The organism is Actinomycetota bacterium (genome assembly GCA_009923495.1).
Taxonomy (GTDB): Bacteria; Actinomycetota; Actinomycetes; order S36-B12; family UBA5976; genus UBA5976.
This window is the reverse complement of the sequence record RFTJ01000001.1, coordinates 55,457-68,575: the sequence shown is the minus strand read 5'-3', so window position 1 is coordinate 68,575 and position 13,119 is coordinate 55,457. Positions and strand designations below refer to the sequence as shown.

At 49.0% G+C, this 13,119-nt stretch carries 10 protein-coding genes; 9 read left to right on the top strand and 1 reads right to left on the bottom strand.

Going from position 1 to position 13,119, the window contains the following annotated elements; translation table 11 throughout:
• The first annotated feature begins 15 nt into the window (after positions 1 to 15).
• The 7 genes from argF to holA all read left to right on the top strand — a co-directional run bounded on the left by argF (position 16) and on the right by holA (position 9,627).
• Positions 16 to 1,020 carry an ornithine carbamoyltransferase gene (gene argF, locus EBS36_00315; protein ID NBU31607.1) on the top strand — a complete coding sequence of 335 codons (1,005 nt, stop codon included), beginning with the start codon at positions 16 to 18 and terminating at the stop codon, positions 1,018 to 1,020.
• On the top strand, positions 1,020 to 2,084 hold the full coding sequence (locus EBS36_00310; GenBank protein ID NBU31606.1) for an NADH:flavin oxidoreductase/NADH oxidase: 1,065 nt from the start codon (positions 1,020 to 1,022) through the stop codon (positions 2,082 to 2,084). The genes argF and EBS36_00310 overlap by 1 nt, the downstream gene beginning before the upstream one ends.
• A 48-nt stretch (positions 2,085 to 2,132) precedes the next feature.
• A complete protein-coding gene (locus tag EBS36_00305) occupies positions 2,133 to 4,607 on the top strand; it encodes a leucine--tRNA ligase (GenBank protein NBU31605.1) in 2,475 nt (824 codons plus the stop codon).
• A 6-nt stretch (positions 4,608 to 4,613) separates the two neighbouring features.
• Positions 4,614 to 5,450: a DegV family protein gene (locus tag EBS36_00300; protein ID NBU31604.1), complete on the top strand. Its 837-nt coding sequence runs from the start codon at positions 4,614 to 4,616 to the stop codon at positions 5,448 to 5,450.
• 114 nt (positions 5,451 to 5,564) lie between these two features.
• The gene (locus tag EBS36_00295; GenBank protein ID NBU31603.1) at positions 5,565 to 6,227 is read left to right on the top strand and encodes a ComEA family DNA-binding protein; all 663 of its coding nucleotides are present in this window, start codon (positions 5,565 to 5,567) and stop codon (positions 6,225 to 6,227) included.
• Complete coding sequence (locus EBS36_00290) at positions 6,149 to 8,590, top strand: DNA internalization-related competence protein ComEC/Rec2 (protein ID NBU31602.1); 2,442 nt, start codon at positions 6,149 to 6,151, stop codon at positions 8,588 to 8,590. The genes EBS36_00295 and EBS36_00290 overlap by 79 nt, the downstream gene beginning before the upstream one ends.
• A 14-nt stretch (positions 8,591 to 8,604) precedes the next feature.
• Positions 8,605 to 9,627, top strand: a complete 1,023-nt coding sequence (holA, locus tag EBS36_00285; GenBank protein ID NBU31601.1) for a DNA polymerase III subunit delta — start codon at positions 8,605 to 8,607, stop codon at positions 9,625 to 9,627.
• On the opposite strand, the gene EBS36_00280 is transcribed toward holA, so the two are convergent.
• A complete protein-coding gene (locus tag EBS36_00280) occupies positions 9,624 to 9,884 on the bottom strand; it encodes a 30S ribosomal protein S20 (protein ID NBU31600.1) in 261 nt (86 codons plus the stop codon). The genes holA and EBS36_00280 overlap by 4 nt on opposite strands.
• Positions 9,885 to 10,077: 193 nt before the next feature.
• Here EBS36_00280 and EBS36_00275 point away from each other — a divergent pair, with 193 nt between their 5' ends.
• Together EBS36_00275 and EBS36_00270 are read left to right on the top strand one after the other, a co-directional pair.
• Positions 10,078 to 11,928, top strand: a complete 1,851-nt coding sequence (locus tag EBS36_00275; GenBank protein NBU31599.1) for an elongation factor 4 — start codon at positions 10,078 to 10,080, stop codon at positions 11,926 to 11,928.
• A 2-nt stretch (positions 11,929 to 11,930) separates the two neighbouring features.
• Positions 11,931 to 13,085 carry a coproporphyrinogen III oxidase gene (locus EBS36_00270; protein ID NBU31598.1) on the top strand — a complete coding sequence of 385 codons (1,155 nt, stop codon included), beginning with the start codon at positions 11,931 to 11,933 and terminating at the stop codon, positions 13,083 to 13,085.
• Positions 13,086 to 13,119: the final 34 nt, after the last annotated feature.

Below are 13,119 nucleotides of genomic sequence, written 5' to 3'. Positions count from 1 at the left end.
GCAAACTTCCCCGGAGTGCAAATGAACTTAAAAAATCGAGATTTCCTGAAAGAAATCGATTTCAATGCGGATGAATTGCAGTATCTAATCGACCTTGCAATAGAGCTGAAAGCCGCTAAACGTGAACGGCGCGAAGTTAAACACCTGCAAGATCGAAACATTGCGCTCATATTTGAAAAGACATCGACCAGAACTCGCTGTGCGTTTGAGGTTGCCGCGTTTGATCAAGGTGCACACACCACTTACCTAGATGGTCAGTCTTCGCAGGTTGGTCACAAGGAATCTATCGCAGATACAGCTAGAGTTCTATCTCGGTATTACGACGCGATTCAATTCCGTGGTAAGTCTCAGGAGATGGTCGAAGAGCTCGCGCGGTATTCAGATGTTCCGGTTTACAACGGCTTAACGGACGAATGGCACCCGACCCAGATGCTTGCCGACTTTCAGACCATGATTGAACATTCTGGCAAGAACTTAAGCGACCTAAGTTTTGCTTATGTGGGAGATGCCCGCAACAACATGGGCCACTCGCTCTTAGTCATGGGGGCAATTATGGGTTGCGATGTGCGAATAGCTGGTCCAGCTGAATTATTGCCAGCACCCGAGATTAGAAAGATCGCGCAAGACGCTGCCAAAAAGAGCGGTGCCAGAATTACTTTGACCGATGACATGGATGTCGCGCTAGTTGGCGCACAATTTGTACACACCGATGTCTGGGTGTCAATGGGTGAATCTCCAGAAATTTGGAATGAGCGAGTCAAATTACTTTCTCCTTACCAAATAAATCGTGAGGCACTTGCCAAAACTGGCGTGGCTGACGTGAAATTTATGCATTGTTTGCCCGGCTTTCATAACGAGCAAACGACAATTGGTTTTGAGATTGCTAGTCAGACTGGCATGCACCAGGGCCTTGAAGTTACCCACGATGTATTTGAGTCAGAACTCAGTGTTGTTTTTGATCAGGCCGAAAATCGAATGCACACGATTAAAGCAATAATGGTTGCAACAATCGGAAACTGATGCCAAATCTTTTTGATCCAATCCAAGTGGGCAATGTCTCGATCAAGAACCGAGTCTGGGTTAGCCCGATGTGCCAGTACTCGGCGATTGATGGACTGATGCAAGATTGGCACGCCATCCACTACGGCTCCCTAATTACTGGTGGATCTGGATTAGTTATGGTGGAGGCCACCGGTGTAACTGCAGCTGGTCGGATTTCTCCAAACTGCCTAGGTATTTGGTCAGATGCTCAAGCGCAAGTTCTTTCCGAATTGCCAAACTTTGCCGCCAAGCATGGCGTGAAGATGGGAATTCAGTTAGCCCATGCCGGTCGCAAGGCATCTTGTGCCTCGCCTTGGCTTGGTGGAAAGCCACTTTCGCCAACCGATGGCGGATGGGAAACAGTAGGACCTTCGCAAATCGCATTTGGTAGTTATCCAGCACCCAAAGAATTGACTCGAAGTGAAGTAGATCAAATTCGTCATGATTTTGTGGCGGCCGCCGAACGAGCCTTATTCGCCGGCTTTGACATTATTGAGTTGCATGTTGCCCACGGCTATCTTTTACATGAATTTTTGTCACCAATTTCGAATCAACGAACAGATGAATATGGTGGCTCATTTCATAATCGAATCCGCCTGCTGTTGGAAATAGTTCGAGAGGTTCGAGTAGTGATTTCTCCTGCCCGAGCACTCTTCGTCCGACTTTCGTGCACAGACTGGGTTGCCGGTGGCTGGACCATTGAAGACAGTGTGCTTCTGGCAAAGGAGTTAAAGCGAGCCGGCGTTGATCTGATTGATTGCTCATCCGCAGGTACTACGCCTGATGCGCAGATTCCACTAGGCCCTGGCTTCCAAGTTCCATTTGCCAACCAGATTCGAATGCAGGCACAAATTCTAACCTCAGCTGTCGGGATGATTGACAATGCTGAGCAAGCACAAGCAATCGTCGAGCAAGGACAGGCAGATGCAGTAATGCTCGGCCGCGCCTTTTTGGGAAATCCGCGTTGGCCATTACAGGCCGCTGCTGATTTGGGCGTTGAAGTCCCATGGCCAAACCAGTACCAGCGCGGGGTATTGCGCTAATCCCAAGCGTTTCCATTACCTGTTCAGACTCAAGTATTCTTGGAGATTATGAGCGAAGCGCCTATTGACCCGAATGTTTACGATGTTCATGCAGTCCAAGACAAATGGTTACCGATTTGGGATGAATTAGCCCCATTTCGAAGTGGTCGTGCAAACGATAATCGGCCAACTAAGTACGTGCTGGACATGTTTCCGTATCCATCAGGCGATCTACACATGGGCCACGCCGAGGCATACGCACTTGGCGATGTGATTGCTCGCTATTGGGTACACAAAGGATTTAATGTGCTGCACCCTATTGGCTGGGACGCATTTGGACTTCCTGCCGAAAACGCGGCAATTAAACGTGGTGCCGACCCCAAGTCATGGACCTACGAAAACATTGCGATGCAGAAGTCATCTATGCGTAGGTATGCCTGCTCGTTTGATTGGGATCGGGTATTAAATACTTGTGACCCTGAGTACTACAAATGGAACCAGTGGCTATTCCTGCAGATGTATGAACGCGGTCTGGCGTACCGCAAAGATTCTGCAGTCAATTGGTGCCCTTCTTGCCAGACAGTACTGGCAAACGAACAAGTTGTTGGCGGACTATGTGAGCGTTGCGATTCACAGGTCACAAAAAAGAAACTCAATCAGTGGTATTTCAAAATCACCGACTACGCTGACCGACTATTGGATGACATGTCCGAACTTGAAGGCAATTGGCCGGAAAAAGTTCTACTCATGCAACGCAACTGGATCGGTCGCTCAACTGGAGCTGAAGTTAGTTTCGAGATTGAGGGCAGTGACGAGACTGTCGTGGTCTACACAACTCGACCAGATACGTTATTCGGTGCAACTTTCTTCGTTGTGGCAGCAGACTCCGAATTAGCAACCAGACTTGCCTCTGGAACCGAGAGTGAGGACGACTTCACGGCCTATCTTGAACAGGTTAAGTCCACTAGCGAGATGGATCGACTAGCTACTGATCGCCCTAAGACTGGCGTTTTCTTGAACCGCTATGCCATCAATCCAGTAAATGGCGAACGTTTACCAATCTGGGCCAGCGATTACGTGCTCGCTGATTATGGAACTGGCGCCATAATGGCGGTACCTGCCCATGATCAGCGAGATTTGGATTTTGCTCGCGCCTTTAACCTGCCTGTTCGAGTTGTTGTTGAGTCAGAAACCGATCCAGCAGAAACTGGGCAGGCCACCGCTGATGATGGTGCGCACATCAATTCTGGACCGCTCGATGGAATGGGCAAGGCCGAGGCAATCGCCAAGATGATTCAGATTCTGCAAGATCAAAACCGAGGTAAGGCTGCTACAAATTATCGCCTCCGGGACTGGCTAATCAGTCGTCAACGGTATTGGGGAACACCAATCCCAATCATCCACTGCCCAACTTGTTCAGAAGTGCCAGTTCCACTCGAGCAACTTCCAGTTACTTTGCCTGATGCTGCAGAGTTGGACCTTTCACCTAAAGGCACCTCACCACTTGGGGCTGCTGATGACTGGGCAGTTGTGCCATGTCCAAACTGTGCCAGGCCGGCTCGTCGTGATGCCGACACGATGGACACCTTTGTTGATTCATCTTGGTATTACCTAAGGTATTTAAACCCACACCTTGATAGTGCGCCTTTTGAACCCAGTGAAGCAAGCCGTTGGCTGCCAATTGATCAATATGTTGGTGGCGTCACACATGCTATCTTGCACCTGCTTTACAGTCGATTCTTCACCAAGGTTCTGTTCGACATGGGACTGGTTGATTTCAAAGAGCCATTCACGAGATTACTCAACCAAGGCATGGTGGTTATGGACGGTTCGGCCATGAGCAAGAGCCGTGGCAACCTGGTACGGCTATCCGATGAGTTGGACGCACACGGTGTAGACGCAGTTCGCTTAACTATGGTCTTTGCTGGTCCACCAGAGGATGACATTGATTGGGCAGATGTTTCACCCAGTGGCGCTAAGAAGTTCTTGGCCCGTGCTTGGCGCCTTTCCGGCGATGTAACAAGTCCAGTTGGAGCGGATCCTGCAGAAGGTGATGTAGCACTGCGTAAAGTAACGCATAAGGTTATCGCCGACAGCGAACTGGCACTTGAGAGCTACCGGTTCAATGTTGTGGTTGCCCGCGCTATGGAGTTAGTCAACGCAACCCGCAAGGCGATTGACTCGGGTCCTGGCGGTGCCGACTCAGCGGTTCGCGAGGCTGCTGAAACGGTGGCGATCCTGCTCTCACTTGTGGCTCCGTACACAGCAGAGGAAATGTGGTTCAAACTAGGCCACCAACCTTCGGTAGCTTTAGCTCCATGGCCAACTGTTGATCCGGAATTACTAGTGGCTGACGAAGTCGAATGTGTTGTGCAGGTCAATGGCAAAATTCGCAAGCGATTGCAAGTTCCACCTGCAATAACGGAAGCTCAATTACGCGACTTAGCACTAGCCCAGGAAAATGTAATCGCTGAAATTGCGGGCCGAGAACCGAAAGTTATTATTGTGCGCCCGCCTAAAATTGTGAACATAGTACTTGGGTAACAAATCATGAAAATTGGTTTCGTTACCGATTCGACTGCTTACATACCCGACGAATTGCTTGAGCAATTTAACATTCAAGTGGTCCCTGTCAAAGTAATTATTTCTGGAGCTGCTCACAGCGAGGGAATAGATGTTTCGGTTTCTGATGTAATCGCTGCATTTGGAGATGGAAAAGCAGTCACCACCTCAAGGCCTAGTTCGAATGATTTCATCGAAACCTATCAAGGGTTACTAGATAGAGGTTTTGATGAAATTATCAGCGTTCACTTATCTGCTGAATTGTCTGGAACATACGAATCAGCCTTACTTGCCGTGGCAAAATCAGAACTTCCAGTTCGGGTAATAAATTCACATAATATCGCTTCCGCGGTGGGCTTTGCAGTTGTTGGTGGGGCAAGGCTGGCAGCAACCGGGGCCAGTATTGATGACGTTGAAGACTACATTCGCAATCGATGTGAATTAACCCGAACGCTGTTCTTCGTGGACACTTTGGATTATCTTCAACGAGGTGGACGAATCAGTAGCGTGCAACTGCGATTAGGAACAGCGCTATCACTTAAGCCCATTCTGGCTGTTGCAGATGGGAAAATTGTGCAGCAAGAACTGGTTCGAAATTCCGAACGGGCATTTTTAAAGATGGTTGAGATCGCTGTGACCGTTAAAGATGTTGATTGCGATATCGCAGTGTTACATGTTGCGACCCAAGCAAAAGCTGAAAAACTAGCTAGCCAAATTAGCAAAAAACTAGATGGCAAGCAGGTTCATGTTTATCCCGCAGGTGCAGTAGTGGCAACCCACTTAGGACCTGGCGCCATCGCATTGGTGCTAAGTAGGCAGATTTAACTAAAAGACCCAGATGTCCTGGGTTTATCGGATTGCCACAATTTCACAACCCGATCCGATTCACAGAACTTTGCCAAAAAGAAAATTCTCATATTCGAAAACTACGCTTGCCAGATGGCTTCCGCAGAAGAGCGCATAAGGGCCTTATGGTCTGCCCGCGAAGATGAACATCTAGAATTTGTGTCGCCCGATTACACATTCAATTCATCAAAACATACTCGGCATGCGCTTATAAAAGTGGCAATTTTGATCCTGGCTGTAACCGCGTTATTTGTGTGGGCAAACCGGCCACAAACTGTCGGCTCCCCAGAAGTGCTAGCCAGCGGAACTGCTTTGATCTCCTCGGCTGCGCCCTCGCCAAAGATTGTCGTTGACGTAGAAGGCCGAGTTCGTCGCCCCGGTTTGTATTGGCTGACAGACTCAGCACGAGTAGCGGATGCAATAAAAGCCGCTGGTGGCTTTCTTCCCAATTACCGCAAGGGAAGTGTGAATTTAGCTGCTCGATTAGTAGACGGTCAATTACTTCTTATCGGCGAAGTGCCAAACGGGCAAGGCGCAGCGGCGGCGCCTGAGGCTGATTCGACCAGTCGAATCAGCCTGAACAGTTCCAGTCAGGCGCAGTTTGAATCCTTGCCAGGTGTAGGTCCAGTTTTGGCGCAGAGAATACTTTCCTGGCGAACTGAGCACGGTGCGTTTAAATCTCTGGATCAACTAAAAGATGTACCGGGCATTGGCGAGAAAGTGTTTGCAAACCTGGTGTCATACCTCACCCTGTGAAAACTGTTCAAGTCATCGATGCCCGCTTTGTTCCGATTGCAGTGTCAGTCTGGCTATCAGCCGCTGTAACGGTACTTGTTGGACTGCAACGAAGTTTAGTTATTGCCACTCTCAGTGGCGGCTTCATTTTCTGCCTATTTGCATTAACTTTTAGCCGAATTCGAAAATATCATTGGCAAAGACCCGACTCAATTAGATTGGTAGTAGCAAGCTGCATTCTCGGCTTCCTACTCGCCGCCAGTCGACTTTTTCCGATATTGAGTAGCCCAATCATTGCGTTAGCGAACCAGCACAGTCGAGTGCAGCTGACCGCCATCGTGAGTTCTGATCCAATAGCAACAGAAAAACTTGATGGTCAAGATTGGCATAGCTCTACCCAAACCTCAGTGCGTTTGAAAGTTTTGACTATTGAGCATGCAGGGCAGCTTTGGCGATTAAGTGCCCCCATTTTGCTCTTTGCCGACCAGAATCCAAGCGATTTTGCTCAGTTGGTGCCTGGCGCAACAGTTTCAGTGGAGGCAAAGTTGTTTCCACCGCGCGTTGGGTCTGCTTATGTTGCATACAGTGAGGCACTTTCGCCACCAATTGTCGTTACTGGACCACCGCACTATCAATGGTGGGCGAGTTTAGTAAGAGTCAAACTATCTTCGGCACTAGTGAATGTACCGAGCGACGCAAAAGCACTCATCCCAGGTTTAACCCTGGGAGATACTCGAAACCTAACCAAAGACCTGAATACTTCAATGCGCTCCGCTGGACTGACACACCTAGTCTCCGTCTCTGGGGCAAATGTCACAATTTTGCTGTCGTTAGTGTTTCTAGTGTTGGCCCGAACATCTCGGTCCACGAGATTTATTGTGGCCATTTTGACTCTTGCCAGTTTCGTCGTACTGGTCCGTCCACAGCCTAGTGTGCTTAGGGCTGCAGCCATGGGTTTTGTCATGTTACTTGCCTTTGTTCTACAGCGAAAGACCGCAGCGATAAATGTATTAGCTGTTTCAGTCGCCGTACTCGTTGTCATAGACCCACTGCTCAGTGCCACCTTTGGTTTCGCGCTGTCCGTTCTAGCTACCGCCGGATTGTTGATTTGGTCAAAGCCAGTTGGGCAAAAGTTATCAGCCGCACTTCCTAATTCAATTCCACAATGGCTAGTAGATGGCATCGTGGTGACTATTTGTGCTCAATTGGCCGTTCTGCCTATCTTGATTCTGCTCGGTGCCAAAATTTCTTTGGTGGCGATACCAGCAAATTTACTGGCAGTGCCGCTTGCTGGCTATGTGATGATTTCGGGATTAATACTTACTTGTCTGGCTTTGGTATGGCTGCCCCTGGCCCAGATTCTCGCCTGGTTGGTAGCCGTTCCGGCACAGGGTATTGCGCAGATTGCCAAACTTGCAACGCGGGCAACTCTGCTTGAACTACCGCTGCCTACCGGGATTTTTGGCGCGGTCTTTGCTGTGATTCTCGTTGCTCTACTAATTTGTGCTTTTCGCTTCTGGAATTTCGGCGACCAAGATCGGCGCAATCTAGTTGTTGCGATGCTGGTACTCGTCGCCCTCTTTGTCTGGACTAGACCAAGTGTCTCGTTAAAAAATTGGCCACCTCGGAAATGGCAGGTTATTGTCTGCGATGTTGGTCAAGGTGATGCAACGGTAATCAAAATCGCCAAAGGACAGGCGATCGTGATTGATGCAGGCCCTGACCCAAACCTGGTTGACAGTTGTTTGCGAGATTTAGGAATTAAAAATATTCCGCTATTAGTGCTAACCCATTTCCATGCTGACCATGTAGCTGGGTTAAGTGGCGTATTCAAGCATCGGAGAGTTGGTGAAGTGCGGGTAACTACCTTTTCCGAACCATTTATTACTAGTAAGTATGTTTTTAATTTTCTGGCAGATAAAAAAGTGTTAACAAAGAAACTAGTTGCTGGTGACCAATTACAGGTTGCACAAGTGAGTATTAAATGCATCTGGCCGGCCAAGTTAATTTTGGGACAGGGAAGTGATGCCAATAATTCAAGTTTAGTTTTGCAAGTCAAAAGTCATGGGTTAACTATGGTCTTTGCCGGCGATGTCGAAGCCCCAGCACAGCGCGCCATCCGCCAATACTCGATGCTCACTGAAATCGATGTACTAAAAGTCGCTCACCACGGATCTAGAAATCAGGATGAGCAGTTTGCTCGGTTGCTCAGACCTCGAATCGGAGTCATTTCAGTCGGTGCGAATAACACTTACGGGCACCCCGCCCATGAGACTTTGCTTCTTTACGAGCTGCTTGGCACAAGGATATTTAGAACTGACACCAATGGCGCTATCGCTATCTGGAAATCTGCAGGCAGCCTTGAGGTTTTGACTGCCCGGTAAGGCATACTCGTACTGTGGCGAAAAAAGATGCAATTGGCCAAAACCGGGTCGTACTAGCAGTTGGCAGAGAAACCGCGCTTTTCAATCAAGTGATCGCCCGAATGTCGACAATTGCGCAAGAGATTGACCCACAGTTTTTAAAAGTAGAACTTGACTTGACCAACTTAGAAAATCAAGTAGCGGAGTTGGGTCAGGCATTGGCTCCATCTTTATTCGGCGAATTTACCTTACTCATAGTGCAGAACATTTCTGAACTAACCGAAGATTCAACAGCCTTGCTCCTGCAAAACTTGGCGACCTTACCTGAACATTTAATGCTTGTGCTTTGGCATCCAGGTGGCGTGAAAGGAAAGAAGGCCCTCGAGGCAATCCGAAAGACTGGAATTCTTGAAGCTGATTGTGCCGAACTCAAAAATGACAAATTGGATTCGGCGTTGGTTGCGGAGTTTAACAAGCACAAGCGGCGAACCACGGTTGAGGCACTCGAGGCCCTGCGTGAATCAGTCGGCTCAGATTTGGGTGAGCTGTTAGCGGCAATTTCGCAATTGTGTGTTGACATTGAATCCGATCCCATTGATGCTGCTGCAGTTCGGCAGTACTACTCAGGGATGTCAGACATAAAGAGTTGGGATATCAGTGATGCGATGTGGAACGCTAAGCCAAAGGAAGTATTGGAACAGTTCCGGTGGGCAATCGAACAAGATTCAGCATCCGCGCCAGCGATTATTGCGGCAATGGCCAAAGGCCTTAGAACTCTGGTTAAATTTGCTAGCGCCCCAGCAGGGATGAGTGAAGCCGAACTTGCCACACACGTTGGTGTGCACCCGTTTCGCTTGCGGTTTCTGCGCACGCAGAAAAAGTCATGGCTCCCAGAAGATTTAGCTAAAGCGACAAGGTTATTAGCCCAAGCCGATCGGGCAAGTAAAGGAACCACTTATCAGGTCGGGATTCCTGGGGGAGTCAGTTTAGAGCGCGCGCAAACTCTCTACGAAATTGAGAAAAATATTTTGGCGATGCGAGCGCCAAAGATTGACTAGGCCTTATTTAGAGCTGACGCAAGGGCAGACTTGCGGTTAGCAGCCTGATTCTTATGGATGACACCCTTTGATACAGCTTTATCAAGTGCGCGGGAAGCATCAGCAAGTGCCACGCTTGCGGCGGCCTGGTCGCCTGTTGCAACAGCCTCACGGAAGCGACGTATCTTTGTCTTTAGAGCACTGCGAACAGACTTATTTCGTTCTTGGGCAGCAGCATTCTGCAGAATACGCTTCTTTTGCGACTTAATGTTGGCCACGGGCTTTGCCTCTTTCGTTTTGTACCACGGTCTAAAGACCGATGTGCAGCCTCTAGGTTACCTGTGTAGGCACCGATTGCTCAAATTCAGGCGAAATGTGCGAAAATAGGGGCGGTAATCCACGATTTTTCGGCACTTTCTGCTTCTGGAGAATTTCAGGGTAACTGCAGACTCCGCACCGCTAAGGACACTTATGGCATCGGCAACACCTAAACCGGGTGCAACTGACCCCGCCATCATCCGGAATTTTTGCATCATTGCCCACATTGATCATGGCAAATCCACCCTGGCCGATCGGATGTTACAAATTACTGGGGTTGTTGATGCCCGGAATATGCGAGCGCAGTACCTAGATCGAATGGACATTGAGCGTGAGCGGGGCATCACAATTAAAAGTCAAGCAGTGCGCTTGCCGTTTACAGCTGAAGATAAGCAGCAATATGTTCTTAATTTGATTGACACTCCGGGACACGTTGACTTTACCTACGAAGTTAGTCGTAGTTTGGCAGCATGTGAGGGTGCAATTCTGCTGGTTGATGCAGCGCAAGGTATTGAAGCTCAGACCTTGGCAAATCTTTACCTTGCTCTGGAAAACGATCTAGTAATAATTCCAGTACTTAACAAGATAGACCTGCCCGCAGCCCAGCCAGAAAAGTATGCTGCAGAATTGGCGCACATTATTGGTTGTAGTCCAGACGATGTTCTGCAAGTCAGCGCTAAAACTGGCCAGGGTGTAACCGAGCTGCTAAACGAAGTTGTGCGCTTGGTTCCGGCTCCAGTCGGCGATGCGACTGCGCCAGCTCGAGCTTTGATTTTTGATTCGGTCTATGACACTTATCGAGGTGTCGTCACATATGTGCGAGTAGTTGATGGCCGGATTCCAATGCGCGACAAAATAAAGATGATGAGCACTGCGCAAACTCATGAAACTTTGGAAGTAGGTGTCATTTCGCCAGAGCCAGTTGCATCAGATGCACTCGGTGTTGGCGAGGTGGGTTACTTGATTACCGGCGTGAAAGATGTGCGCCAGTCTCGAGTTGGCGACACCGTGACTTTAGCTGCTCGACCTGCTGAGTCGGCGCTCGGTGGCTACCGCGACCCGAAGCCGATGGTCTTTTCTGGACTTTACCCACTTGATGGTTCAGACTATCCGCTTCTTCGCGATGCGTTAGATAAGTTGAAATTAAATGATGCGGCCTTGGTTTACGAGCCAGAAACTTCAGTCGCGCTCGGCTTTGGTTTTCGGTGTGGATTTTTGGGCCTGCTGCATTTGGAGATTGTCCGCGAACGCCTTGAGCGCGAATTCAATCTTGACCTGATCTCCACAGCGCCCAATGTTGTTTACGATGTGCAGATGGATGATGGTTCTAAACATGTGGTTACCAATCCAAGCGAATTTCCGAATGGGAAAATTGCCCAGGTGCAAGAGCCAATTGTGCGAGCCACAATCCTCCTACCAAGTGAGTTCATTGGAACAGTGATGGAACTTTGTCAGCAACGACGCGGGGCATTATTGGGGATGGACTATCTTTCTGAGGATCGAGTAGAAATGCGGTACACACTCCCATTGGCTGAGATTGTTTTTGACTTCTTTGATCAGCTAAAGTCTCGAACTCGCGGTTTTGCCTCATTGGATTACGAACCAACGGGCGAGCAGATAGCCGAGCTAGTCAAAGTTGATATCTTGCTCCACGGCGATGCGGTTGATGCCTTTAGTTCAATTGTCCACAAGGATAAGGCGTATGCATATGGAGTGATGATGGCAGCCAAACTCAAAGAGCTAATCCCACGCCAGCAGTTTGAAGTTCCCATTCAGGCGGCAATCGGTTCACGAGTTATAGCTCGAGAAACCATTCGAGCAATTCGCAAGGATGTATTGGCAAAGTGTTATGGCGGTGACATCACCCGCAAGCGCAAACTTCTGGAGAAGCAGAAGGAAGGAAAGAAGCGAATGAAAGTTGTGGGACGCGTTGAGGTTCCGCAAGAAGCTTTCATTGCCGCACTATCTACAGACGACTCGGCAGCCAAAGACAAATCAAAGTAAGTATGACTGATCGCACGCTCGGCGCATATGTGCATGTTCCTTTTTGTGCATCCAGATGTGGCTACTGCGACTTCAACACTTACACCGCAGCAGAATTAACTCGGGATTCGACAACAGTTTCACCAGCAACCTTTTCACCGAGACTTATTTCCGAGATCAGGTTAACCGCCGAGGTGAACCACGATTTTGTTCAACCGCTTTCTTCAGTTTTTTTTGGCGGTGGAACACCAACACTTTTGGCCACACAGGATTTGTGCGCAATTCTTGCCGAACTTGCGAATACTTACGGTCTAAGTCCAGATTGTGAAGTGACGATTGAGGCTAACCCAGATTCGGTAGATCAAACTTACCTAGCGCAATTGAAGCAAGGTGGGTTCAACCGAATTTCATTCGGCCATCAATCAAGCAGTTCTCGAGTACTGCAGATTTTGGATCGAACTCACACTGCTGGTCGTACGTGGCAGGCGATTAACTGGGCTCGCGATGCTGGGTTTGAGCACATAAATGTAGATCTGATATATGGCACGCCACACGAAACTGACGCTGACTTATTGCAGACCTTAGCCGAGGTTTCCAGTGCACCGGTAGACCATGTGAGTGCGTATTCCTTAATCGTTGAGCCAGGCACTCGGTTAGCTGCGAGTATCAAGCGCGGAGAATTGCCGATGCCAAGTGACGATGTCGCTGCACATCGATACGGACTTATTGATGATGCCCTGACCCAAATCGGCATGTCTTGGTATGAAGTCAGCAATTGGTCATTGCCAGGTGCACAATGTCAACACAATATCGGCTATTGGCAGAATCAGGACTGGCTTGGCCTTGGACCTGGAGCTCATGCACACTTCAACGGCTTACGGCGGTGGAATGTGAAGCATCCAGCAGCCTGGGCCAATAGCGTTGATGAACATGAACTGCCGATTGGGGACACCGAGGCGTTAACGCCAGCAGACATTTTTAGGGAAAACATAATGTTAGGCCTTCGGTTAAAAACGGGGATACCCATCGATTCGCTTACTGATTCTGGGGTATTGGTTGCCAATCAGGCATTGGCCGAAGGCCTGCTAGAGCCTAACGAGTTCTCTAATGGAGCACTTGTCCTTACTTATCAGGGACGGCTCTTGGCTGATGGTTTAGTCGCGCGCCTGTGGGATTAATCGGCGGTACACTAGCACTCAGGAGATTAGAGTG